24 protein-coding genes are annotated in these 22,221 nt (G+C 66.6%); 9 read left to right on the top strand and 15 right to left on the bottom strand.

Going from position 1 to position 22,221, the window contains the following annotated elements:
• Positions 1-63: 63 nt before the first annotated feature.
• Entirely contained in the window at positions 64-1,236 is a 1,173-nt protein-coding gene (gene argE / locus P24_RS11850) for an acetylornithine deacetylase (protein ID WP_008944966.1), read from the bottom strand.
• A 96-nt stretch (positions 1,237-1,332) separates the two neighbouring features.
• Positions 1,333-2,601: an eCIS core domain-containing protein gene (locus tag P24_RS19275; protein ID WP_008944965.1), complete on the bottom strand. Its 1,269-nt coding sequence runs from the start codon at positions 2,599-2,601 to the stop codon at positions 1,333-1,335.
• A gap of 183 nt (positions 2,602-2,784) precedes the next feature.
• Between P24_RS19275 and P24_RS11840 the strand changes: the two genes are divergently transcribed.
• Positions 2,785-3,042 (top strand): hypothetical protein, encoded by a 258-nt coding sequence (locus P24_RS11840; protein WP_008944964.1) that lies wholly within the window; start codon positions 2,785-2,787, stop codon positions 3,040-3,042.
• 65 nt (positions 3,043-3,107) lie between these two features.
• Positions 3,108-3,776 carry a tetratricopeptide repeat protein gene (locus P24_RS11835; RefSeq protein ID WP_008944963.1) on the top strand — a complete coding sequence of 223 codons (669 nt, stop codon included), beginning with the start codon at positions 3,108-3,110 and terminating at the stop codon, positions 3,774-3,776.
• A 57-nt stretch (positions 3,777-3,833) separates the two neighbouring features.
• Here the strand turns inward: P24_RS11835 and P24_RS11830 are convergent, their stop codons facing one another.
• Entirely contained in the window at positions 3,834-4,040 is a 207-nt protein-coding gene (locus P24_RS11830) for a hypothetical protein (protein WP_008944962.1), read from the bottom strand.
• A 154-nt stretch (positions 4,041-4,194) separates the two neighbouring features.
• On the opposite strand from P24_RS11830, the gene P24_RS19270 reads away from it, so the two are divergent.
• Positions 4,195-4,647: a helix-turn-helix domain-containing protein gene (locus P24_RS19270; protein ID WP_051013129.1), complete on the top strand. Its 453-nt coding sequence runs from the start codon at positions 4,195-4,197 to the stop codon at positions 4,645-4,647.
• Positions 4,648-4,709: 62 nt separating this feature from the next.
• On the opposite strand, the gene P24_RS11820 is transcribed toward P24_RS19270, so the two are convergent.
• The 7 genes from P24_RS11820 to P24_RS11790 all read right to left on the bottom strand — a co-directional run bounded on the left by P24_RS11820 (position 4,710) and on the right by P24_RS11790 (position 10,268).
• Positions 4,710-6,161: a cytochrome P450 gene (locus tag P24_RS11820; RefSeq protein ID WP_008944960.1), complete on the bottom strand. Its 1,452-nt coding sequence runs from the start codon at positions 6,159-6,161 to the stop codon at positions 4,710-4,712.
• A complete protein-coding gene (locus P24_RS11815; protein ID WP_008944959.1) occupies positions 6,151-6,363 on the bottom strand; it encodes a hypothetical protein in 213 nt (70 codons plus the stop codon). Before P24_RS11815 ends, P24_RS11820 begins: the two co-directional genes overlap by 11 nt.
• 34 nt (positions 6,364-6,397) lie before the next feature.
• Positions 6,398-7,075, bottom strand: a complete 678-nt coding sequence (locus P24_RS19265) for an acyl-homoserine-lactone synthase (protein ID WP_008944958.1) — start codon at positions 7,073-7,075, stop codon at positions 6,398-6,400.
• A gap of 105 nt (positions 7,076-7,180) precedes the next feature.
• Positions 7,181-7,996 carry a LuxR family transcriptional regulator gene (locus P24_RS11805; RefSeq protein WP_008944957.1) on the bottom strand — a complete coding sequence of 272 codons (816 nt, stop codon included), beginning with the start codon at positions 7,994-7,996 and terminating at the stop codon, positions 7,181-7,183.
• A 233-nt stretch (positions 7,997-8,229) separates the two neighbouring features.
• Complete coding sequence (locus P24_RS11800; RefSeq protein WP_008944956.1) at positions 8,230-8,979, bottom strand: creatininase family protein; 750 nt, start codon at positions 8,977-8,979, stop codon at positions 8,230-8,232.
• Between the two features lie 265 nt (positions 8,980-9,244).
• A complete protein-coding gene (locus tag P24_RS11795; RefSeq protein WP_008944955.1) occupies positions 9,245-9,748 on the bottom strand; it encodes a type III secretion system chaperone family protein in 504 nt (167 codons plus the stop codon).
• 187 nt (positions 9,749-9,935) lie between these two features.
• Positions 9,936-10,268 (bottom strand): accessory factor UbiK family protein, encoded by a 333-nt coding sequence (locus P24_RS11790; RefSeq protein ID WP_008944954.1) that lies wholly within the window; start codon positions 10,266-10,268, stop codon positions 9,936-9,938.
• 136 nt (positions 10,269-10,404) lie between these two features.
• Here P24_RS11790 and rfaD point away from each other — a divergent pair, with 136 nt between their 5' ends.
• The 6 genes from rfaD to dgcA all read left to right on the top strand — a co-directional run bounded on the left by rfaD (position 10,405) and on the right by dgcA (position 16,551).
• Positions 10,405-11,388 carry an ADP-glyceromanno-heptose 6-epimerase gene (gene rfaD, locus P24_RS11785; protein WP_008944953.1) on the top strand — a complete coding sequence of 328 codons (984 nt, stop codon included), beginning with the start codon at positions 10,405-10,407 and terminating at the stop codon, positions 11,386-11,388.
• 9 nt (positions 11,389-11,397) lie between these two features.
• Entirely contained in the window at positions 11,398-12,210 is an 813-nt protein-coding gene (gene lgt, locus P24_RS11780; protein WP_008944952.1) for a prolipoprotein diacylglyceryl transferase, read from the top strand.
• A complete protein-coding gene (locus P24_RS11775; RefSeq protein WP_008944951.1) occupies positions 12,207-13,292 on the top strand; it encodes a class I SAM-dependent methyltransferase in 1,086 nt (361 codons plus the stop codon). The genes lgt and P24_RS11775 overlap by 4 nt, the downstream gene beginning before the upstream one ends.
• A 42-nt stretch (positions 13,293-13,334) precedes the next feature.
• Positions 13,335-14,096, top strand: a complete 762-nt coding sequence (gene pgeF, locus P24_RS11770) for a peptidoglycan editing factor PgeF (RefSeq protein ID WP_008944950.1) — start codon at positions 13,335-13,337, stop codon at positions 14,094-14,096.
• Positions 14,097-14,563: 467 nt separating this feature from the next.
• Positions 14,564-15,571, top strand: a complete 1,008-nt coding sequence (gene dgcN / locus P24_RS11765) for an N-acetyltransferase DgcN (protein WP_008944949.1) — start codon at positions 14,564-14,566, stop codon at positions 15,569-15,571.
• Positions 15,571-16,551 (top strand): N-acetyl-D-Glu racemase DgcA, encoded by a 981-nt coding sequence (dgcA, locus tag P24_RS11760; protein WP_008944948.1) that lies wholly within the window; start codon positions 15,571-15,573, stop codon positions 16,549-16,551. Before dgcN ends, dgcA begins: the two co-directional genes overlap by 1 nt.
• A gap of 185 nt (positions 16,552-16,736) precedes the next feature.
• Here dgcA and P24_RS11755 read toward each other — a convergent pair whose 3' ends face one another.
• The 5 genes from P24_RS11755 to efp form a co-directional block, all read right to left on the bottom strand.
• Positions 16,737-18,191 (bottom strand): peptidoglycan -binding protein, encoded by a 1,455-nt coding sequence (locus tag P24_RS11755; protein ID WP_008944947.1) that lies wholly within the window; start codon positions 18,189-18,191, stop codon positions 16,737-16,739.
• Positions 18,188-19,318, bottom strand: coding sequence for a hypothetical protein (locus P24_RS11750; RefSeq protein WP_008944946.1), 1,131 nt, complete (start codon positions 19,316-19,318; stop codon positions 18,188-18,190). The genes P24_RS11755 and P24_RS11750 overlap by 4 nt, the downstream gene beginning before the upstream one ends.
• A gap of 145 nt (positions 19,319-19,463) precedes the next feature.
• Positions 19,464-20,486, bottom strand: a complete 1,023-nt coding sequence (locus P24_RS19260) for an OmpA family protein (RefSeq protein ID WP_156816282.1) — start codon at positions 20,484-20,486, stop codon at positions 19,464-19,466.
• Positions 20,487-20,677: 191 nt separating this feature from the next.
• A complete protein-coding gene (locus P24_RS11740) occupies positions 20,678-21,484 on the bottom strand; it encodes an inositol monophosphatase family protein (protein ID WP_008944944.1) in 807 nt (268 codons plus the stop codon).
• A 47-nt stretch (positions 21,485-21,531) separates the two neighbouring features.
• The gene (efp, locus tag P24_RS11735; RefSeq protein WP_008944943.1) at positions 21,532-22,098 is read right to left on the bottom strand and encodes an elongation factor P; all 567 of its coding nucleotides are present in this window, start codon (positions 22,096-22,098) and stop codon (positions 21,532-21,534) included.
• Positions 22,099-22,221: the final 123 nt, after the last annotated feature.

The raw sequence follows: 22,221 nt of genomic DNA, 5'->3' as shown, positions 1-22,221 counted from the left end.
TTTCGGTTTGTGGCCCCTGGACCCCCGGGTCGAGCCCGGGGGTGACAAGGTCATTAAACGCCCTTACGCCCGCACTTTATCCAGCAGGCGGCGCATGAAGGCCTCGCCCTTGGCAACCTGGCTGAGGGCGATGAACTCGTTCGGCTTGTGCGCCTGGGCGATGTCGCCGGGGCCGCACACGATGGTCGGGATGCCGGTCTGCTGGAACAGGCCGGCCTCGGTGCCGAAGGCGACCTTGCCGGTGGAGTTGGCGCCGCTGAGCGCCATGACCAGCTGGGTCAGCGGGTCGTCATCCTTCATGTCGAGGCCGGGAATCTGCGAGATCTGCTCGAAGCGCACGCCGGTCGCCGGGTCGATGGCGTGCATCTCCGGCAACAGCCTGGTCTCCACGAATTCCCGCACCTCGCCCAGCAGTTCCTCGGGGTCATCCTCCGGCAGGTGGCGGAACTCGAAATCGAAATAGCAGTCCTTCGGAACGATGTTCAGCGCCGTGCCGCCATGCATCAGGCCGGTATGGACGGTCGTGTGCGGCGGATCGAAGCCGGGGTCGAACGGGCCTTCTGTCCGCTTGCGCTTCGCCATGCCGCGCAGGTAGGTGACGATCTCGGCGGCGAACTCCACCGCGTTCACGCCGGTCGGCGCCAGCGAGGAATGGCATTCCAGCCCGTGCACATGGCAGCGCGTGCTCTTCTTGCCCTTGTGCGCGACAACCGGCTTCATCGAGGTCGGCTCGCCGACGATGCAGGCCGCCGGCTTCACCGGCTGCTTTTCCAGAATGTCGAGCAGGCGGCGCACGCCGATGCAGCCGACCTCCTCATCATAGGAGAAGGCGAAATGGATCGGCGTCTTCAGCGGCTTTGCCAGGAATTCCGGCACGAAGGCGAGCGCGATGGCGATGAAGCTCTTCATGTCGCTGGTGCCGCGGCCATAGAGCAGCCCGTCCTTCTCCACCACCTGGAACGGGTCGGTATGCCAGTCCTGCCCGTCGATGGGAACCACGTCGGTATGGCCGGACAGGCAGATGCCGCCTTTGTCCTTCGGGCCGATGGTGGCGTAGAGATTGGCCTTCTTGCCGGTCTCGTCATGCACCAGCGTGGACTCGACGCCGAAGCCCTTCAGATAGTCCTGCACATAGGCGATGAGCTCGAGATTGCTGTCGCGGCTGACGGTGGGCATGCCGATCAGCGTGCGGATCATCTCCAGGCTGATCGGCTGGATACGGTCGGCTTCGGCCATGATGTCTCTCTGGTTTTATCGGATTGCGATAGGCGGTTGGCGAATTTCGATGGGATCGTGCGCCCGCCCTATCGGCTTGTCAACCGGGGGAACAGGTCAGAGGGCGTGCGCGTGGCCGGACTTCTTGCCGCCGGTCCAGGCCACCAGCTTCGGCAGGGAGAGCATGTAGCGGTCGAAGAAGGTACCGCCGCTGACACCGGCGGTGCGCATCATCTTCAAAGCCCAGGAGGCGCAACTGTCGCCGCCATAGCCGGTCCAGGCGAAACGGGCGGGCGCCTTTTCCGATTTGTCGATAGCAGCGACCAGCCGGTCGGCCTGTTTTTGCGAAATGTGGAAGGTCTCGCGTGTGGATGAGACGCCAATATACTCCGTCGAATCGTCTTTCACGCCAGTTGGCCAGTATCCCTTGATGAAGATCACCTTGCCCGTCATGTCCGCCAGCTCGACTGAAACATGGCCAAGGACAACATTGACTGGCCAGACCAGTACGCTTTTGAAGAGGATTTGATATCTAGAGAGCTCGGTGCCATCCCGCCCTCGCTTCTGCGTCGACATCCTGGCATTTTCATGCATCGCCGCGAAGGTGCTGGCGTCGCCATGCCAAGAAATGATCGTCAGCTTGTAGGCCGCCGGATCGGACAGGCCGAGCAAGGTGTTCAGCTTTGTCGAACCCCAGATATAGCTCTTGAACTGATCATAGAGGATGCCGGCGCCGATTGCTGTGGCGATATAGGGATGCGCGGCGATCATGGAACCAACATAGCCGAGGGCTGGCATGGCATAGCTGGCCAGAGTCTCGAGGCCGAACATGGGCTGCGCGACCTGCCCGCCACCCGCAGTACCCGGTCGCAGCGGCATCGGGCCGGCCTGCATCCGCCCCTTCATCTGCATGGATGGGGCCGCGCTCGCCGCCATCGCCGCCTTGATGCCGATGGCGTCGGCCTGCGCCTCCAGCGCGCGGTCGCTGACCACCGCGATGCCGTTGCCGAACGGGTTGGCGACCCGGCCCTGGCGTTGCTGAACGACATGGGCGAGTTCATGGCCCAGCAGCTGCAGCCCCTGCCGGCTGCCGGGGTCGTAGCGGCCCGGCGCGAAATGGATGGTGGAACCCATGGTAAAGGCGACCGCGCCCAGTGCCGATGCCTCCGGCCCGACGCGTACCCGCACATCGCCCAGCGGCACGCCCAGCAATCCCTCCATATGGCGCTGGATCGTCGGCGGCAGCGGCTGGCCGCCGCCCGGCATGCCCAGCCGGGCCGCCATCGTGGCGGGCACCTGAAAGGCCTCGCCGCCGCCATGGCGCTGGATGACCGAACCCGGCAAGGCGCCGGCCCGGAAGCGTCCCTGGATGACGGAAAGGCGCATCGCAGCTCTCTCAATGAGTGCATATAAATATTCTTATACAACCTATATGGCGGATATGCGAGGCGATTTGCGCCCGGCAATGCCGGCTCGCCGGTCTTTTCTTGCGTTACGATGGATAGCGCGGGGTTTTTGCCGTATTGTTGCGGGATTGCTGCATTGTGATACCGCATCGGGGAACCGGTCATGACGCGCTGCCTGACGATCCTTGCCTGCCTGACGCTGCTGGGCGGCTGCGCGCTGACCGACGAGATCACCGCCAGCCTCTCCGGCAAGAAGGAAGAGAAGGTGGCCGCGCCCGACACGCCGGTCTATTGCTACCAGACGCTGGGACGGGCGGAGTGCTACCCGGCCCCGCTGCCGCCGAGCGAGGCCGGCCGACTGATCGGCTATTATGGCGCGCCGCCGCGCGCGCTCACCGGCAGCGGCCCGGCCCGGCCTTGATCCAGCTGCTTCGGGTAATGTCTTCCTTGTCCCTTCGCTTTCCGTTTCGCCCAATGGTGCCGGTGATGCTGCCGGTTCTCGTTGCCGGACTCATCGCACTGTCGCCCCTGCCTCCGGCGCGGGCTGCCGAGCCGCCGGCCGGCTATGTGGAGGCGATGCGCTGGTACGAGGCGCAGGCGCGGGCAGGCAATGCCCGTGCACAGTTTCTGCTGGGCCTGTCGTATGAGCAGGGCTTGCGGGGGGCCGAACCCGATGCGGCGGAGGCGGTGCGCTGGTATCGCAAGGCGGCGGAGCAGGGGGTGCCGGAGGCACAGGCCAAGCTGGCGCTGGCCCTGCAGTTCGGGCGTGGCGTCGCGGCCGATCCGGCGGAGGCGCGGCGCTGGTACGGCAAGGCCGCCGAACAGGGGCTGGCCGGGGCGCAGTACAACCTCGCCTATCTGCTGGAGGCCGGTCTGGGCGGGCCGCGCGACACCTCCCGCGCGATCTACTGGTACGAGAAGGCGGCGGTCGGCGGCGTGTCCCGGGCGCTGACCGCGCTGGGCGGCCTCCATGCGCGTGGGGAGGATGGGCAGCAGAATCTGCGCGAGGCCTATAAGTGGCTGATTCTGGCGTCAGAAGCGGGAGAGCCCGGCACCGCCGACATGCTGCGCCAGCTGGCCGGGGAGATCGCCACGGAGGACCGCGAGGCCGCCGAATCGGACGCACGGCGCTGGCGGGCCGCGCAGGGGCGCTGACCGACCGCACTTGACAGCGGCGTCATATGGACCATTGCTTATTTGAGATTTGTAACTCTAATGCAGCAAATGAGGCGGTTCGTCCGTTTCCTCGACGACGAGAATGGCGCGGAGTATCTCGATCCAGAAGAAATACAGATCGCTGTTTTGATGGCGCAGCATAGCAAGCGCCTGATCGACGGCGAAATGGGCGGCCTGGCCGGGCATGGCCGCACTCAGTTTTTCGGCGCATTGCAGCAGCTGTTCGCTGGGATGGGTCAGCATCGGCACGCTTCCGGTCGCCAGAGACAGGCGGTGGGGCAGCAGGCGTTGGATGCAACCTCCGAGAAGGGTTGATGCACTTCTCGACAACCTCGTGTAGTATGGATCATACAAGTTTAATCCGATGAAAATGGACCGAACCGCAAAGCCTTCGCCGATGCCACGCAAACCCAGACGGACCGCCCAGGATCTGCTGATCGGACGGCGCCTGCGTGACCGCCGCAAATTTCTGAAGCAGAGCCTTCAGGAATTGTCGGCCCAGGTCGGCGTTTCCTACCAGCAGGTGCAGAAATACGAGAGCGGGCAGGACCGTATTCCGGCCAGCATCCTGTTCAGCATCTCCAAGGCGCTGAACATCTCGCCCAACTACTTCTTCACCCGCACGCTGGAGGATGAGGTCCGCGAGGCCTTCCCGGACATCACCAAGGAGGCGCTGTCCGAGGCGATGGCCTTCCTCTACTGGCTCCAGCGGATCGAGGATCGCACCCTGCGCGAGCAGCTTCGGGCCATGGTAGCGCACCTCAGCAGCACCAGCACCGGCGGGCCAGACAGCCCCAAGGGCGCCGCGAGCGGTGGCCGGTCGGCCCGGTCGGCCAAGGCAGCGAAGTAGGGCACCGCACCGGCCAAGTGCGGCCCGCAACGCATCGGCTCTCAGCGTAGAGGCTGGGGGCACTAGAGGCGGGGCCGGGCAGTGAAATGGATGCCCTGCTTGGGCCGGAGCGAGATCATCGGCTCCGACTCCACTTCCTTGCTGGTCAGCAGTGACAGATCGAAACGCTGCAGCATCTGCGCCACCATGATCTGTGCCTCGAACATCGCGAAATGATTGGCGATGCATTGGCGCGGCCCGGTGCCGAACGGGAAGTAGGCATGCTTCGGCCGGTCGGCCCCGGCTTCAGGCGTGAAGCGGTAGGGGTCGAACTTCTCCGGCTCCGGCCAGTATTCCGGGTTCCGGTGCATCACATAGGGGCACAGCATGATCGTCGCGCCCTTCGGAATGCGATAGCCGCGCACCTCGTCATCCGCCAGCGCCGCCCGGCTCATCGTCCAGAAGGGCGGGTAGAGCCGCATCGTCTCCTGCGCCACCATCTTCACGAATTTCAGCTCGGACAGGTCTTCATAGGTTGGCTGCCGGCCGCCCAGCACGCGGTCCACCTCCTCCCGCGCGGTCGCCATATGCTCGGGATGGCGGCACAGCATATAGAGGCACCAGGCGATGGAGACTGCCGTGGTCTCGTGCCCGGCCAGCACCATGGTCAGGAAATCATCGCGCAGCCGGGACAGGGACAGGGGCTCCCCGGTCACCGGGCAGGCCGATTCCAGCAGCATCTGCAGCATGTCCGGCCCGGCCGGATCGGGAGTGGAGCGGCCCTCCATCCGGTCCTTGATGACCTTGTAGAGCAGCGCGTCGAAATCGGCGATCGCCTGCAGCCGTTCGGCCCGTGCCTTGGTCGGCAGATCGTGCAGCAGTTCGAACAGCGACCAGACGCGCTTCTCGCTCTGCACCATGATGGTGGTGATGATCTCGGTGAAGCGGTCCTTATCCTCGGCGAGGTCGCAGTTCATCAGCGTGCGGGTCGCCACGTTCAGGGCGGCGGCCATGACCTTGGGCACGATGTTGATCGGCTGGCCATCGCGCGTCTCGGCTTCCACCACATCGCACAGGTTGGTGCCGCATTCCGCCATCACATTGCAGTAATGGTCGAAGCGGTGGCGCCGGAAGGAAGGTTGCGCCAGCGTGCGCTTGGAGCGCCACAGCTCGTTCTCGGTGACCAGCATGCCGTCGCCGAACATCGCCTTCAGCCGGTAATAGAAGTCACTCTTGCGGTAATTGCCGGCATTGGTCTGCATCACATGCTGGATGTAGTCCGGATGGTTCACCAGATAGAGCGGCTTGCCGGCGATGTCGAAGCCGACGATTTCGCCATACTCGTTCGCCATCCGCACGAAGAAGCTCGGCGGATGCGGCTTCGAGGCGAACAGCACGCCGACGAAGGGCAGCAGCTTCGCCTTCGGCACGCGCTTCGCGGCCCGGAACTCCTCCCGGCTGGTGAGGATGCGTCGCGCCGCCTTGCGCGGGCGGGGCGCTGCCTCAACAGGCGCGAACTGGATATCAGTCGCCATCGGTCGCACTCAGCACGGCATAGGGGGAGATGCTGTCGGACCGCTCCTTGGCGTAGATTGCCGCCGCCTTCAGCAGGTCGCGCAGTACGATCTCCTTGTTGGCCTCCGCCTCCTCGGCCAGGAACAGCAGGCAGTTGGCGATACCGCCCAGACTGTCGATGTCGGCGGCGGAATGGGTCAGAAGCTGGTCGCTGATATGCATGATCGTCTCCCTGGGTTTGGTGGTTTTGCTCTACTCAACCGACGGCGCTGCGGGCTGACGCGTCGGGGTGCTGGGGTGTTGCCGGCAACGCCACTGCCGGGCGGGCCCAGCGCGCCGCCGCACGCCGCGCCGCCGCATGGTTTTCCGCATGCGTGTCCAGGTAGCCGGCGACGCAATCCTCGACGCCGATGCGCACCGGCCCGGCGGTGCGGTGGCAGTCGAAGCCCAGCACCTGCAGCAGCCGCTCGAACTGCAGGTCGGTCACGCAGGTCACCCGGCGGATGCCGCCTTCCGCGCACAGCGCGAACAGGCAGTCCAGCAGTGCTGCGGTGATGCGTACTGTCTCGGTCCGGAAAGGGGAGTCGGGTTCCGCCGGGATGACCGCCAGCCGGCTGATCTCCCACAGGCAGGGGCCGCGCATCAGGGTGCGCTCGGACGCCGCGGCCATCAGGCCGGGGAAGCAGCTGTCCAGCAAATGCGGCCGTTCCGTCGGCAGCAGCCGGAAGCAGCCGACCAGCGTGCCGTCATCCTCCAGCGCCGCGGCATAGAGCGTGCCGGCGCCATCGAAGCGGTCGATCTCGCAGCCGCTTTCCAGCGGCAGGTTCCAGCCGCGCAGGCCGTTGAAATAACGGGCGCGGAGCCGGAAGATGGCATCCAGAAGACCGTCCCCGAAGCGCTCGCCACCTGTCGGCTGGTTGACCAGAATCCGCACGTCCGTTCCCCTTTCCCTGTTATGGGAAAGGTGGCGGCGCGGGGCCGGTCCGGACTAGCTGGACAATTGTCTAGGGGTGGTGGGGAAGGGCCCTAAACCGGTGGTTTAGACCATGCGGTAGCCCCGGCTGCCGGAGAGGCCCGGCGGCTCCAGCAGGCCGAGATAGACCAGCTTGGCGATGGCATGCGGGGTGGAGAAGACATCCAGCTTGGCGTGGGTGTTGTAGATGTGGAACTTCACCGTATGCGGCGTGACCTTCAGGATGTCGGCGATCTCTTCCCGCGTCTTGCCGGCCGCGGCCCATTTCATCACCTCCAGCTCGCGCGCGGTCAGCCGCAGCGCCTCGATCTGGGCCGGGTCGTTGCCGATGCGCTGGCGCAGCGTCATGTGGAAATGGTTGGCGACCAGCGTGCAGTCGTTGAGCAGCCCGCTATCGTCGAGCGGCCGGGCAGGCTCCGCGCGGTCGGCGACGAAGGTGACCATGCCGTACTCGCCGCCCACGCCGTAGATCGGCACCGAGATGCCCCGGTCGATGCCGGCATCGATGGCATCGTCCAGCAGCCGGCGGACCGGCTCATCCGCCTCGGGCGCAAAGCCGCGCACATCCCAGCTGAGCGGCCGGCGCGTCGCGTTGCAGGCCGCGATCACCGGGTCGATGCGTGCCAGCTGGCGGCCCTGATAGTGGGATACCCAATCCTCGGGATAATCGCAGAGGATCAGCGGGATTTCGGCGAAACCGCCCGGCCCTGGCAGGCTGGCCGGCACCAGCCGGGCACTGACATAGAAAATACGGGCGAACCCCATGGTCCGCGCGATATCCTGGAGGTGGGCCTTGAACTCCCCCGCCTCGCTCAACCCATGCAGATCGATCAGCCGCTGCTGCAGTAAATGGTCCATGCGCCGCCCCTTCCGGCCGGCCATGCAAGTCTTTCCTCAATGATCCTGGAGACATCGAGGACAGCTTGCTTTGGAGGCTTGGCGGAACGCCCGATTTCGCATTCCGCGAGACGCCTCTTCGGCACCGGCTCATTGTTCCTTTATTTGGAACGAGTATAGGCGGCTCCGCCGGAAATGCCTAACATGCAACTGCATGAGGGGTATGTCATAAGGCGATTTCCCAGGGCACGTTCCCAGGGCACGTCCGGCGGGTGCCCTCAGTCGAGCGCCAGGAAGCGGCGGTAATCCTCGATCACGTCACTGGCCGAGGCCTCAATCAGCCGCTTGCCATGCTCCGGCGTCGCCAGCGTCGGGTCGGAGCCTATGCGCCCGTCGGGGTAGAGCTTGCGGTAATCGTCGGCATCGGCGAAGGGGCGCGGTGCACGACCTGCCTGCTTCATTTCCTTGCGCTTGATCGCGTCGGGATAGGCGGCCTGCGTCACTGACACCTCGCTGGCGGTGGCATGCGAGCCGTCCTTGTCGCCATAGAGTTCCTTGGACAGCGCCTGCACGCCCGGCGTGTCCCACCAGTTCTTCAGCACGCAGCGCACCTGCGGCCGGTTGGAGCCGGGCATGGCCATGCTGTAATCGGCGTAGATCTCCGCGAAGGCGGCCCCCACGGTGGCGATATTGCCGCCATGGCCATTCAGGAAATAGAACCGCTCGAAGCCGTTGCGCGCCAGCGAGGCGACATAGTCCTTGATGACCGCGATCAGCGTCGTCGGGCGCAGCGTCACCGAGCCGGAAAAGCCCAGATGATGCTGCGCATTGCCGATGGAGATGGTCGGGCCGACCAGCGCGCCGGTGCGCTCGCCCACTTCCCGGGCGATCACCTCGGGGCAGATCGCATCCGTGCCGATCAGCCCGTTCGGGCCGTGCTGCTCGGTGGAGCCAATGGGGATGATGATGCCCTTGGAGGTGGAAAGGTAGCTGTCCACCTCTTCCCAGGTGCTCAGATGCAGCTGCATGCCGGTCGGTCCTTCCATGCGGTCTGGAGTTATCGGAGGGCCAATACTCTGGCATGGGGATCAAGGGCTGTCAGCCGGCGACGGCGCAGGGCAGCCTTTCGGGGAAGGGGGGAGTTATATTCAGGTTGTCATGCCCGGACTTGATCCCAATGGGGTTCGGAGCATCCAGGGGCGGTGCTCTGCCTGAGACGTTTCAGCCTGTGGCCCCTGGACCCCCGGGTCAAGCCCGGGGGTGACAAGGAAGAGAAGAAAGCCAGAAAAACCTTCAGGCCTCGCCGACCGTGTCCAGCATGGCGGCGTCGATCGCCTCGACGGCGGTCTTGCCGCCCCACAGCACGAACTGGAAGGCCGGGTAGAAGCGCTCGCACTCGGTGACGGCGACATCCACCAGATCCTCGATCTGCTCGACCGTGGCGCCACGCGCGCCGCGCAGCGGGACGGTGTGGCGGAACATCGGCATCCCGTCCTCCGAGCAGAGGTCGAAATGGCCGAGCCACAGCCGTTCGTTGGCCAGTGCAAGCAGGCTGCAGATTTCCGCGCGCTTGCCGACACCGACCTTGGCGTCGAACACGCAGGAGAAATGCAGGGCGCTCATCTCGCCGCGCCAGACGAAGAACAGGTGGAAATCACACCAGCGACCGGAAATCTCGACCGCCAGCTCATCCTCGCGCGACCGGTCAAAGGCCCATTCATTGGCCTCCACCAGCTCTTCGATCAAGTCGAGGGGATTGACGATGGCAGCTTCGTCAGAGGTCTCTATCTCGAGCATTGGACCTGCACCTCCTTGGCAGGAAGGGTTGCTGTGCAGGGTTGGTGTGGTTCCAAACGCGCCCAACATCTAGTGGGGCTCTGGCCTTATCACCACCACGACCTGTAGCCTGCCAAATGCCCAACGGCGACGCAACACAAGATTTCGTGTCGTCTGCTAAATTATCGTGACGATATGGTATGGGGTGTCAACTGGCGGGCGTCGGCCGCTTCGGCTGGCGGCGCGGGGCGGGCTTTTTCGCCGCGGGCTTGGCCGCCGGCTTTGCCTTTACTGCCTGGACAAGCTGGGCCTCAAGCGCCGCGACGCGCTGGGACAGCGCCTCATTCTCCGCGCGCGCCTTCTCCGCCATCAGCCGGACCACCTCGAACTCGTCGCGGGTGACGAGGTCCATCTCGTGCAGCACGCGCTCCATCTGCTGGCGGAACAGGGCTTCCATCTCGCCACGGATGCCGGCGGCCGCGCCCAGCGCGCCGCTGGCAAGCTTGGCCATATCCTCGAACAGGCGGTTCTGCGCGGTCATCCTGGTCACTCCTGACGCGGTGCCGGGCGGCTCGCTTGCCGCCCCTTCACTTGCCAACTATAACTCGCCGGGCGAAAGATCAATACCCGGAGAACAATCTCTCGCCCGCGACAAAAGGTTCCGGAAAGGCTTGTCCATGATCGTTGTCACCGGCGGCGCCGGCTTCATCGGCTCCAACCTCGTCGCCGCGCTTGAAGCGGCGGGGCAGCGCGACCTGGTGGTCTGCGACAGGCTGGGCCAGGACGATAAGTGGCGCAATATCGCCAAGCGCGACCTCGCCGACCTGATCGCGCCGGAGGCCCTGTTCGACTTTCTGGAAGCCCGCAAGGGCACCATCGAGACCATCTTCCATATGGGCGCCATCTCGGCGACCACGGCGACCGACGCCGACCTGATCGTCAGTGCCAATATCGACCTGCCGCAGCGCCTGTGGCACTGGTGCGCGGCGAACGGGGCGCGGCTGATCTATGCCTCCTCGGCGGCCACCTATGGCGATGGCGCGCAGGGCTTTTCCGACAGCATGAACGCCGCCGATCTTGCGGCGCTGCGCCCCCTGAACGCCTATGGCTGGAGCAAGCTGGCCTTCGACCGGCGGGTCGCCCGCTTCGTCGGCCAGGCAGCCAAGCCGCCGCAATGGGCGGGCCTGCGCTTTTTCAACGTCTATGGCCCGAACGAGTATCACAAGGGCGGGCAGATGAGCGTGGTGCCGCAGATCTATAACCGCGTCGCGGCGGGCCAGCCGGCGCGGCTGTTCCGCTCGCACCGGCCAGACTATCCGGATGGCGGCCAGCTGCGCGACTTCATCGCGGTCGAGGATTGCGTCGATGTGATGCTCTGGCTGCACGCCAACCCGACGGTCAGCGGCCTGTATAATTGCGGCACCGGGGCGTCGCGCAGCTTCCATGACCTCGCCAACGCGGTGTTCCGGGCGCTGGGGCAGGAGCCGGATATCGAATTCATCGACACGCCCGAGGCGATCCGCGGCAAGTACCAGTATTTCACGCAGGCCGACATGGCGAAGCTGCGCCGGGCTGGGTACGACCGGCAGTTCACGTCGCTGGAGGCGGGGGTGTCGCGCTATGTGCTGGACTATCTCGCCGCCGAAGACCCGTATCGCTAGGAGAACAGCGTGTTCACCTTCCCCGCCATCGATCCGGTCGCGCTGGAGCTTGGCCCCCTCGTCATCCGCTGGTACGCGCTGGCCTATATCGTCGGGCTGATCGGCGGCTGGCGCTATGCGCTGCTGCTCGCCCGGCGCGAGCCGGTGCATTTCGAGCCGCGCTTGCTGGACGATTTCATCGTCTGGGCGACGCTGGGCGTGGTGATCGGCGGGCGGCTGGGCTATGTGCTGTTCTACCGGCCCGATTATTACCTCGCCGAGCCGTTGCAGATCATGATGGTCTGGCGGGGCGGCATGGCCTTTCATGGCGGGCTGCTGGGCGTGGTCGCTGCGACCTTCCTGTTCGCGCGCCGCAACAAGCTGCCGCTGCTGGCGCTGGCGGATATCATCTGCGCCGCCGCCCCCATCGGGCTGTTCTTCGGGCGCATCGCCAATTTCATCAATGGCGAGCTGTATGGCCGGGTGACCGACGCCGCACTCGGCATGGTGTTCCCGCATGGCGGGCCGCTGCCGCGCCATCCCAGCCAGCTCTATCAGGCCGGCCTCGAAGGGCTGGCGCTGTTCGTGCTGATGGCGGTGCTGATCTTCGGCTTCAATGCCAAGCGCCGGCCGGGGCTGCTGGCCGGCAGCTTCTTCGCCGGCTATGGCGTGGCGCGCTGCATCGGCGAATTCTTCCGGGAGCCGGATAGTTTCCTCGGCTTCCTGTGGTTCGGGGCGACCATGGGGCAGCTGCTCTCCCTGCCGATGATCCTGCTGGGGCTGCTGCTCGTCCGCCATGCGCTGACCGCCGAGCCGTCCGACGATACGCCGAAGCGGGCATGACGCCTGTAGCGGCCCTGCTGGCGCGGCGCATCGCGGCCAACGGGCCGATCACGGTCGCCGATTACATGGCCGAAGCGCTGGGCCACCCGGTGCATGGCTACTACCGCAGCCGCGATCCGCTGGGGGCGGCGGGCGATTTCACCACCGCGCCGGAAATCAGCCAGATGTTCGGCGAGCTGATCGGCCTGTGGGCCGCCGTGGTCTGGCAGCAGATGGGCAGCCCAGACCCGGTGCGGCTGGTCGAGCTGGGGCCGGGGCGCGGTATGCTGATGGCGGATTTCCTGCGCGCCGCCCGCCTTGTGCCGGGCTTTCGGGAATCGATCCGCCTGCATCTGGTGGAGACCAGCCGTCCCCTGCGCGACCGGCAGAAGCAGGCGCTGGCCGCCTCCGGCGTGGCAGTCGAATGGCATGACGATATCGCCTCGGTGCCGGACGGGCCGATGATCCTGATCGCCAACGAATTCTTCGACGCGCTGCCAATCCGCCAGCTGCAACGGCTGCCGGGTGGCTGGCACGAAAGGCTGGTCGATCTGGATGAGGCTGGAACGGGCTTCCGCTTCGTCGTCTCGCCCGGCCGCTCGACCGGGGCGGCGCTGCTCGATCCCGGCGTGCGGGAGACTGCGCCCGTTGGCGCCATTGCGGAAATCTGCCCCGCCGGCCTTGCGATCTCCGCCACCATCGGCGCGCGGCTGAAGGCGGAGGGCGGGGCGGCGCTGCTGATCGATTACGGCACCGCGCGCAGTGCGCCGGGCGACAGTTTCCAGGCGCTGAAGGCGCATCGCTTCCACGATCCGCTGGCCGATCCCGGGACGGCGGACCTGACCGCCCATGTCGATTTCCAGGCGCTGGCCCGCGCCGCTGTGGAGGCTGGTGCCGTGGCGCATGGCCCGGTCGAGCAGGGCACCTTCCTGACGGCGCTGGGGATCGAGGCGCGCGCCGAAACCTTAAGGCAATCAGGTGCAGCGGATGTGGATGCCGCGTTGCGCCGCTTGATCGATGCCCGGGAAATGGGCAGTCTGTTCAAGATATTGGCGTTGACCGGCCCGACCCTTGACGGCCCATTGCCGGGTTTCGGGGGCTGATCGGGCGGCGGCGCGCAAGCTGTACAGGCGAAAGGCCGCCCCTTGATCATTCTGGACGAGCTGGAAATCCCCGGTATCCGCCATGCCTTCTTCACGCGGCGCGGCGGCGTTTCCGGCGGCATGTACAGTTCGCTGAATTGCGGCCTCGGCTCCGGTGACAAGCCAAAGGACGTGACATCCAACCGCCTGCGGGCGATGGCCGCGCTCGATTTGCCGCTGGAAGCGCTGATCACCTGCCACCAGATCCACAGCGCCGAGGCGGTGACGGTGAACGAGCCCTGGGCGCCGGGCGAGGGGCCGAAGGCGGACGCCATGGTGACCTCCGTGCCGGGCATTGCCCTTGGCGTGCTGACCGCCGATTGCGCGCCGGTGCTGCTGGTCGATCCCGATGCGAAGGTGATCGGCGCCGCCCATGCCGGCTGGAAGGGGGCGAAGGGTGGCGTGCTGGAATCGACCGTGCGCGCGATGGTGGAGCTTGGCGCCCGACCGTCCAACATCATCGCTGCCATCGGCCCGTGCATCGGCGTGGAATCCTACGAGGTCGGCCCGGAATTCCCCACGCCCTTCCTGGAGGAGGACCGCTCCAACGCCTTGTTCTTCTCCGCCGGCAAGGCGGAAGGAAAGTTCATGTTCGACCTTGGCGGCTATGTCGCGCGCCGGTTGTCGCGGCTGGCGTTGGGCGAGGTGCTGCGGCTGGACCGCGACACCTGCGCCGACCGGGTGAATTTCTTCAGCTACCGCCGCGCCTGCCTGACCGGCGAGAAGGATTACGGCCGCGCGCTCGCCGCCATCGCGCTGGAGTAGGGGGAAGGCTTTCCAGAGAAACGCGACCTTGCCGCATTCTCTGGCTGTCATTCCCGGGCTTGTCCCGGGAATCCAGGGTTCAGCCTGCTCGGCGAATCTCCAGCAAGCGGAAGCCTGGACCCCCGGCACAAGGCCGGGGGTGACGGGCGGAGTTTGCCGCCATGCCCTTCGAGACGCCGGCTTGACGCCGGCTCCTCAGGGCGAGGGGAGAATGGGAATGCTGGCGGTGCCTCCTGGTGACCTCATGCTGAGGAGCCGCCCATGACTATGGGCGGCGTCTCGAAGCATATGGCCGCGTGACGAGGGAAGCTTACCCCTTGCCTGCCGGTGGGCCGGTCAGGGACACTCGCCCCTGAAGCAGCCGATTGAAGAGTCCGTTATCCTGCGGTAGTTGTTTCATCCGCTTACAAGCGGGTCGCGGCGCGGTGCCGTGACCATCCACCTTTTCTGCAAGAAGGATCAGGCCCGTGTCCGCCATCGAAGCGCCGTATCTCATGTTCCTGGGCGATGCGCCCGACCAGCTGGCCGCCAAGACGGCCTTCGGCGTGAAGTTCTGGCGCCCGGAAAAGTGCCTGGGCCAGTTCCGCCTGCCGGGCTGCAAGGCCGATCTGGGCCTGCCCGACATGACCATCGAGGAAGCGGCCAAGGCCGGGGTGAAGACCATCATCGTCGGCGTCGCCAACCGCGGCGGCGTGATGGGGCAGAGCTGGATCGATCCGCTGAAGAAGGGCCTGGAGCTGGGCATGGACATCTCGTCCGGCCTGCACAAGAAGGTTGCCGACGTGCCGGCGCTGAAGGAAGCCGCCGCCGCCAATGGCCGCAAGATTACCGATGTGCGCCACCCGACCCGCGACTTCGACGTCGCCAGCGGCGTGAAGCGCCCGGGCAAGCGCCTGCTGACCGTCGGCACCGACTGCTCGGTCGGCAAGATGTTCACCTCGCTCGCCCTTGAGGCGGAAATGAAGAAGCGCGGCATGAAGGCCGATTTCCGCGCCACCGGCCAGACCGGTATCTTCATCGCCGGCGACGGCGTGTCGGTCGATGCGGTGATCGCCGACTTCATCTCCGGCGCGGTCGAATGGCTGGCCCCGGCGCATGATCCGGATCATTGGGACCTGATCGAGGGCCAGGGCTCGCTCTACCACGCCTCCTATGCCGGCGTGTCGCTGGGCCTGCTGCATGGCGCGCAGGCCGACGTCATCGTCATCGGCACCGAGGCGAACCGCCCGCACATGCGCGGCCTGCCGACCTACAAGCTGCCCAGCCTGAAGGAGACCATCGAGCTGAATCTGCGCTGCGGCAGCCTGACCAACCCGGCGATCAAGGCCGGCGGCATCACCGCCAACACCTCCATGCTGTCGGAGGCCGAGGCGCAGGACTTCCTGAAGCGCGCCGAGGACGAGACTGGTCTGCCGGCCACCGATCCGGTGCGGTTCGGCGTCGGCAAGATCGTCGATTTCGTCGCCAGGCTGTAATGCGCCAGCTTGCCATCCAGCGGGAGAGTTTCCCGATCCGGGGCGTGTTCCGCATCTCGCGCGGGGCACGCACCGAGGCCCATGTCGTCACCGTCACGCTGACCGATGGCGGCGTTGCGGGGCGCGGCGAATGCGTGCCCTATGCGCGCTATGACGAGACCATCGACAGCGTCATCGCCGAGATCGAGGCGGTGCGCCCGCTGATCGAATCCGGGATCGGGCGGGAAGAGCTGCTGACCGTCATGAAGAACGGGGCGGCCCGCAACGCGGTCGATTGCGCGCTGTGGGACCTGGAGGCGAAGCAGGCCGGCAAGCGGGTCTGGGAGCTGGCGGGCCTGCCGGCGCCGAAGCCGCTGATCACCGCCTATACGATCAGCCTGGACGAGCCGGAGGCGATGGGCCGCAACGCGGCGGAGAACGCCGACCGGCCGCTGCTGAAGCTGAAGCTGACCGGCGACGGCGATCTGGAGCGGGTCGAGGCGATCCACCGCAACGCGCCGAAGGCCCGGCTGATCGTCGATGCCAATGAAGGCTGGAGCCTGGAGCATTACCTGCGCTATGCCCCGGCGCTGGTGAAACTTGGCGTGGAGATGATCGAGCAGCCGCTGAAGGCGGCCGACGATGCGCCGCTGGCCGGTGCCGAGCATCCGCTGCCAGTCTGTGCCGACGAGAGCTGCCACGATCTGCGCTCGCTGGAGCACATGGTCGGCAAGTACGAGATGATCAACATCAAGCTCGACAAGACCGGCGGCCTGACCGAGGCGCTGCGGCTGAAGCAGGCGGCGGAGCAGGCCGGTCTCGGCGTTATGGTTGGCTGCATGATCGGCACCTCGCTCTCCATGGCGCCGGGCATTGTCGCCGGCCAGGGGGCAAAGGTGGTCGATCTCGACGCGCCGCTGCTGCTGGCTGCCGACCGTCCGGGTGGCCTCACCTACGAGGGCAGCCTCGTGCACCCGCCCAGCCGGGAGCTGTGGGGCTGAGCGCTCAGCGGCCTGATGCTTCGGGATGATACCCTCTGTTGTCACCCCCGGGCTTGACCCGGGGGTCCAGGGGCGGCGCCTTGCCTGAGGCGCTTCAGCCAGCCGCTCTGGATTGCCGGGTCAAGCCCGGCAATGACAAGGAGAGGAAGCAGACGCCGACGCCAAAAGCAGGCGCTTAGTCCCTTCTACCGCTGCGTCAGCTTCAGCTCGATGCGGCGGTTCTGCCGGCGGCCTGAATCGGTCGCATTGCTGGCGATCGGGTAATTGTCGGCGTAGCCGGCGGCGGCGAGACGCTTCGCCGGAATGCCGGCGGCCATCAGCTGGCGCACCACCTGGATGGCGCGCGCCGCCGACAGCTCCCAGTTCGACGGAAATTGCAGGGTGGCGATGGGCACATTGTCGGTATGGCCCTCGACCTGCAGCACCCAGTCGATATTGTCGGGAATCTGCTTGGAGATATCCAGCAGCACGCTGGCCAGCTGGGTCAGCTGCGTCTGGCCTTCCAGCCCCAGCGTGGCCGAGCCGGAATCGAAGAACACTTCAGACTGGAAGATGAAGCGGTCGCCGACGATGCGGATGTTCTGCCGGTCGGCCAGCACCTCGCGCAGCTTGCCGAAGAATTCCGAGCGGTAGCGCGCCAGCTCCTCCACCTTGCTGGCCAGCGCCAGATTCAGGCGGCGGCCGAGATCGACGATCTGCGCCTGCTGTTCGGCCGACTTGGCCTCCGAGGCGTCAAGGGCGGCGCTGATCTGGGCCAGCTGCTGGCGGAGCGCAAGCAGCTGCCGGTTCAGCAGTTCCACCTGGCGCTGCGCCTCGGTGGAGATTTGCTTCTCGGAATCCAGTTCGCCGCGCAGCGCGGAGAGCCGCGTGTCGCGCTCGTCGATCTCCTTCTGCGCCAGGGCGGTGCGCTCTTCCGAGGTGCTGAGCCGGGCTTCCAGCTCCCGCGTGCGGTCGCGCGCCACCGTCAGGTCGGCAATCAGCGCCTGGATGCGGGCTTCCTTCTCGGCCGCGCTCACCTCCGCCTGCTTGGTCAGATCGACGGCCTTGTCCTCGGCGGCCTTCAGCGCGCCGGCCAGCTCCGTCACCCGCGCTTCCAGCTGCTCGCGCGTCTTGCGCAGCGAGGCGATGTCGCGGTTCAGCCGTTCCAGGTCGCGCAGCTGCGCCTCGATGGTTTCCTTGTCGGCGCGGATGGTCTTGTAGGCCTCCTCCAGCCCGGCCATCGCGCGGCCGCGCTCGGCTTCGGCGGCATCGAGGCTGGTGCGCGCGCCTGACAGGTCGGCCAACGCCGTGGCCAGCCGGCTTTCCATCGTGTCGCGCTGTTCGGTCAGCTGACTGATGCGCGCGGTCAGGTCATCGCGCGCCGATACCGAGCCCTGCAGGTCTGCCGAGAGCTGGGCGATGTTCAGCTTCAAATCGGCATTGGTCTCGCGTTCCAGCGCCAGCATGTCGGTCAGCTCGACGATCTGCCGTTCCAGCCGCTGCAAGGCCTGCTCGCGCCCGGACAGCGCCTGCGTCAGGTAGAACTGGGCGACGATGAACACCATCAGCAGGAACAGGATGACGGCCAGCAGCGCGCCCAGCGCATCGACGAAGCCCGGCCAGATATCCAGATGCCGGCGCTGGCGGCGGGCCATGCTCATCGCTGGCTTTCTTCGGCGATGGCGGCGATGGTGCGGGCCAGCAGGCGGATCTCGCTGCGGACCTCCTCGATGGCCTGGTTGCGGCCGCTGGCGCTGTCTTCCAGCAGGCGGGCCAGATACAGTTCCATATTGCGGATGTGCGAGCGGGTCTGCTCGTCGGCGCCGATGCCGCCATCGGCCAGCCGCGCCAGCACGCTGCGCAGCTCAACCTGCCCCTCGGCGATCTTCTGCATCAGCGACTGCTCGACGCGCATCTGGTCGGTCAGCATGCTCAGCTTCTCGGTCAGCGCGATCAGGTTGGTGTTGGCGCCGCGCCGGCTTTCCTCGCCGCGCTCGATGGTCCGCTGCAGCCGGTCCAGCGTGTCCGCGCTCTGCTCCAGCAGCGCCTGCACATAGGCCGGCACCGAGGCGTCGCCCTCGCTGACCGGGCCGGCGGAGCCGAGGCGCGTCAGGCTGGACAGCCAGTCCTCCAGCTCGTTGTAGAAGCGGTTCTGCGCCTGGCCCGCCTGCAGATCGAGGAAGCCCAGGATCAGCGAGCCCGACAGGCCGAACAGCGAGGAGCTGAAGGCCGTGCCCATGCCGCTCAAGGGCGCCTCCAGCCCGGCCTGCAGCTCCTGGAACACGGTGGCCAGATCGCCGCTGGCGAAGGACAGGCCGGAGATCACCCTGCCGACCGAATCGATGGTCTGGATCAGCCCCCAGAAGGTGCCCAGCAGGCCCAGGAAGATCAGCAGCCCGACCATGTAGCGTGACAGGTCGCGCGATTCGTCGAGCCTGGAGGACACGCCGTCGAGCAGCGAGCGCAGGGTCATCGCCGACAGGCTGACGCGGCCCTGGCGTTCGGTCACCAGATTGGCGATCGGCCCCAGCAGCCGGGGCTGGCGCTGCACGGTGGTGCTGGCGCCGCCGCGCCGGAAGGAGTCGATCCAGGCCGCTTCCGGCCCCAGCATCAGCACCTGGCGGAAGCTGTACACGATGCCGATCAGCAGCACCGCGATGATCATGCCGTTCAGGATCGGCGCCGCCAGGAAAGCCACCTGCAGGGCCGGGAACAGCAGCGCCACCGCGACCAGCACCGCGACGAGGAACAGCGCCATGCGGGTGAGGAAGCGTTTGGGCGTACTCATCGTTTACAGCCTTTCGCGCCGCGGCGTCGGCGGCCTGATGATGGGGTGGTGCAGCGCCGGGGAAGGGCAGCTAACAGCCGGAATTTGGCGGGGTCATGGCGGCGTGCCCGGTGCTGTGAGGCGGCAAGGCGCGCCGTCATTCCCCCTAGCGGTCAACGATGCGGATATCGACGCGGTCGGCCGGGCCGTCCTTGTCGGTATCGCCGAGCGCGCGGACATCCATGCGGGTGCTGCGGATGCCCTGCTCGATCAGCTGCGAGCGCACGGCCAGCGCGCGCGACAGCGACAGCCGCCGCGCCTGGCTGGAGGACACGCCCTCGCCACCGGCATAGGCCAGCAGCTGCACGCGCAGCGATTCATTGTCCTGCAGGCGCTTGGCGACGGCCTGAAGCTGCGTGCGCGCCGCCTCGTCCATCTCCGCCTGATTGAAGCCGAAGGAGAGCCGGGTGATGCCGGCCGGTGCCGGCTGGCTGGGGGCGCTGCTCTGCGGCGGCAGTGCGGCGACGCGCTGCTCGGCGGGTTTTGGCGCAGTTTGGGTTTCAGCTTTCGGCTCAGGCTTCGCTTCCACTTTTGGCGCGGGCGGCGTTACCGGTTCCGGCTTGGCCGAGGGCAGGGCGGCGGTGCGCTGCGGCTTTTCGGTGCTGGCGGCGGGGGCCGCCGGCTTCGGCGTCTCGGCGGGTTTGGGGGCTGCTATCTGCGGTGCTGCGACCTTCGGGGCTTCCGGCTTCTGGGGCTGCAGCGCGGTCGGCGCGCGCACTGCCGGGGCGGTGGGCGGCGTTACGCTTGGGGCCGCTGGTGCCGCAACAGGACGGGAAGTGCTCCGCATCGAAGCGGGCGGGGTCAGCTGCGGGGCTGCCGCCAGGGCGGGTGCACTGGAGGAGGGGGCAGCAGGCTGTGCCGCGCCGCGCATCGAGGCCGGCGGCTTCAGGACGATACGCTCCTGGCCTTCGCGCGGTGCGTTCGGCATCAGCAGGATGCGGCCGTCACTGCCCGGCGTGGTGAGGCGCCCGCGCGTGCCGCCATCGAGCACATCCATGTTCACGGTCACGGAGGAATTGCCGTCGCCGCCGATGACGATCTGCGCGGTCGCTGGCGTGACGAGCAACAGCGCGAACACTGCCGTCGCCGCCATGAGCGCAGGTTTCAAACCGTGTTTGCGTTGGTCCATGCGTCAGTGTCCCCCTCTGCCGTGGCCCATAGCCCTTTTGGCTCATAGCCTCTTGACCATGCACGCGTTTATGCGACCGCTTCCTGCAAGCGGTCCGCTGCCGGCTGCTGCGACCATATCGCATGGCACGGGGGAGAACAACTCGCTTGCCCGCCGGAGGTGGCGGGAAAACGGTAGCGGGATAAGCGGCCTCAGGCCTCGCGCACGATCTTGCCGAGCGGGGCGTGCAGCTCGCGGTTGGCGGCGAGGATGTCGCCGCTGTCCAGCGGGTCGCCCGTGCCGGAGATGGTGGTGACGAAGCCGCCCGCCTCCTTCACGATGACGATGCCGGCGGCGATGTCCCAGGGGTTCAGGCCGGTTTCCCAGTAGCCGTCATAGCGCCCGGCGGCGACATAGGCGAGGTCCAGCGCGGCGGCGCCAAAACGGCGGATGCCCGACGACACCTTCATCACCGCGGCCATCTCGGTCAGCAGCTTTTCGTGACCCGGCCGCCCGGCGAAGGGAATGCCGGTGGCGAACAGCGCCTCGTTCAGGTTGCGCCGTCCGGAAACCCGCAGGCGGCGGTCATTCAGGAAGGCGCCGGCGCCCTTCTCGGCCCAGAACAGCTCGTCGCGCACCGGCTCGTAGATCACGCCGGCCACGATCTCGCCGGCCTTCTCGACGCCGATGGAGATGCAGAAATGCGGAATGCCGTGCAGGAAGTTGGTGGTGCCGTCCAGCGGATCGACGATCCAGCGGCCCTCCGGCTCCTGGTCGCCACCGGCGGCAGCGGCGGTGGCGCCGCTTTCCTCCATCAGGAAGGAGAAGCGCGGCCGGGCCTTGCCCAGCTCCTGCTTCAGCACCTTCTCCGCCTTCAGGTCGGCGGTGGAGACGAAGTCGGCCACGCCCTTCCTGGAGACCTGGAGCTGCTCGACCTCCCCGAAATCGCGGACCAGGCCGCGCGCCGCCTTGTAGGCAGCGTTGACCATGACATTGATGAGGGGGGAACGAACGGCCATGATGTCCTGAAAGTCTTGAAACGTAGGGAAAGGGCGGCGAAAGGCGGTCAGCCCTTCGCGCGCTCCACATAGGTCTGGTCTTCGGTGCGCACCACGATGCGGGTGCCGCTCTCGACATGCGGCGGCACCATGACGCGCACGCCATTTTCCAGGATCGCCGGCTTGTAGGAGGAGGCGGCGGTCTGCCCCTTCACCACCGGGTCGGCCTCGACGATGGTCATGATGACGGTTTCCGGCAGCTGCACCGACAGCGCCTCTTCCTCATAGAACTCGACCACGCACTTCATGCCGTCCTGCAGGAACACGGCGGGGTCGCCGGCCAGCTCGCGGGCGATGGAGACCTGCTCGTAGGTTTCCATGTCCATGAAGGTCAGGGTGGTGTCGTCGCCGAAGATGTACTGCATGTCCTTCTGGTCGAGCCGCACGCGTTCCACCGTATCGGCGGAGCGGAAGCGCTCGTTCAGCTTGGTGCCGTCGCGGATGTCCTTCAGCTCGACCTGCATGTAGGCGCCGCCCTTGCCCGGCTTCACATGCTGCGTCTTCACCGCCACCCACAGGCGGTTGTTGTATTCGATGACGTAGCCGGGGCGGATGGCGTTGCCGTCGATTTTCATCGCTTCGATTCCATTAGATGTTCGGGTTTCACCCGGTGCCGGGCGCGCGGAAGCTATCAGCTTGGCCTGATAAGGGCAAGCGTGCGGGCGGGGAGCGGTGAAACGGGGGGATTTCGGGTTTGG

Source organism: Oceanibaculum indicum P24 (assembly GCF_000299935.1).
Lineage (GTDB): Bacteria > Pseudomonadota > Alphaproteobacteria > Oceanibaculales > Oceanibaculaceae > Oceanibaculum > Oceanibaculum indicum.
Note: the sequence above shows the minus strand (reverse complement) of the source record. Positions and strands in the feature narration are given on the sequence as shown.

What these genes read in the sequence shown, in the direction of transcription:
- P24_RS11805 (WP_008944957.1), bottom strand. Translation starts at nt 7,996, where the DNA reads ATGGCCGGCCGGAAGGGGCGGCGCATGGACCATTTACTGCAGCAGCGG.
- efp (WP_008944943.1), bottom strand. Translation starts at nt 22,098, where the DNA reads ATGAAAATCGACGGCAACGCCATCCGCCCCGGCTACGTCATCGAATAC.
- P24_RS11740 (WP_008944944.1), bottom strand. Translation starts at nt 21,484, where the DNA reads ATGGCCGTTCGTTCCCCCCTCATCAATGTCATGGTCAACGCTGCCTAC.
- P24_RS11820 (WP_008944960.1), bottom strand. Translation starts at nt 6,161, where the DNA reads ATGGCGACTGATATCCAGTTCGCGCCTGTTGAGGCAGCGCCCCGCCCG.
- rfaD (WP_008944953.1), top strand. Translation starts at nt 10,405, where the DNA reads ATGATCGTTGTCACCGGCGGCGCCGGCTTCATCGGCTCCAACCTCGTC.
- P24_RS11835 (WP_008944963.1), top strand. Translation starts at nt 3,108, where the DNA reads ATGCTGCCGGTTCTCGTTGCCGGACTCATCGCACTGTCGCCCCTGCCT.
- P24_RS19275 (WP_008944965.1), bottom strand. Translation starts at nt 2,601, where the DNA reads ATGCGCCTTTCCGTCATCCAGGGACGCTTCCGGGCCGGCGCCTTGCCG.
- argE (WP_008944966.1), bottom strand. Translation starts at nt 1,236, where the DNA reads ATGGCCGAAGCCGACCGTATCCAGCCGATCAGCCTGGAGATGATCCGC.
- P24_RS11775 (WP_008944951.1), top strand. Translation starts at nt 12,207, where the DNA reads ATGACGCCTGTAGCGGCCCTGCTGGCGCGGCGCATCGCGGCCAACGGG.
- dgcA (WP_008944948.1), top strand. Translation starts at nt 15,571, where the DNA reads ATGCGCCAGCTTGCCATCCAGCGGGAGAGTTTCCCGATCCGGGGCGTG.
- P24_RS11830 (WP_008944962.1), bottom strand. Translation starts at nt 4,040, where the DNA reads ATGCTGACCCATCCCAGCGAACAGCTGCTGCAATGCGCCGAAAAACTG.
- P24_RS11790 (WP_008944954.1), bottom strand. Translation starts at nt 10,268, where the DNA reads ATGACCGCGCAGAACCGCCTGTTCGAGGATATGGCCAAGCTTGCCAGC.
- P24_RS11815 (WP_008944959.1), bottom strand. Translation starts at nt 6,363, where the DNA reads ATGCATATCAGCGACCAGCTTCTGACCCATTCCGCCGCCGACATCGAC.
- P24_RS11755 (WP_008944947.1), bottom strand. Translation starts at nt 18,191, where the DNA reads ATGAGCATGGCCCGCCGCCAGCGCCGGCATCTGGATATCTGGCCGGGC.
- P24_RS11795 (WP_008944955.1), bottom strand. Translation starts at nt 9,748, where the DNA reads ATGCTCGAGATAGAGACCTCTGACGAAGCTGCCATCGTCAATCCCCTC.
- P24_RS11840 (WP_008944964.1), top strand. Translation starts at nt 2,785, where the DNA reads ATGACGCGCTGCCTGACGATCCTTGCCTGCCTGACGCTGCTGGGCGGC.
- P24_RS11750 (WP_008944946.1), bottom strand. Translation starts at nt 19,318, where the DNA reads ATGAGTACGCCCAAACGCTTCCTCACCCGCATGGCGCTGTTCCTCGTC.
- P24_RS11800 (WP_008944956.1), bottom strand. Translation starts at nt 8,979, where the DNA reads ATGCAGCTGCATCTGAGCACCTGGGAAGAGGTGGACAGCTACCTTTCC.
- P24_RS19270 (WP_051013129.1), top strand. Translation starts at nt 4,195, where the DNA reads ATGCCACGCAAACCCAGACGGACCGCCCAGGATCTGCTGATCGGACGG.
- P24_RS19260 (WP_156816282.1), bottom strand. Translation starts at nt 20,486, where the DNA reads ATGGACCAACGCAAACACGGTTTGAAACCTGCGCTCATGGCGGCGACG.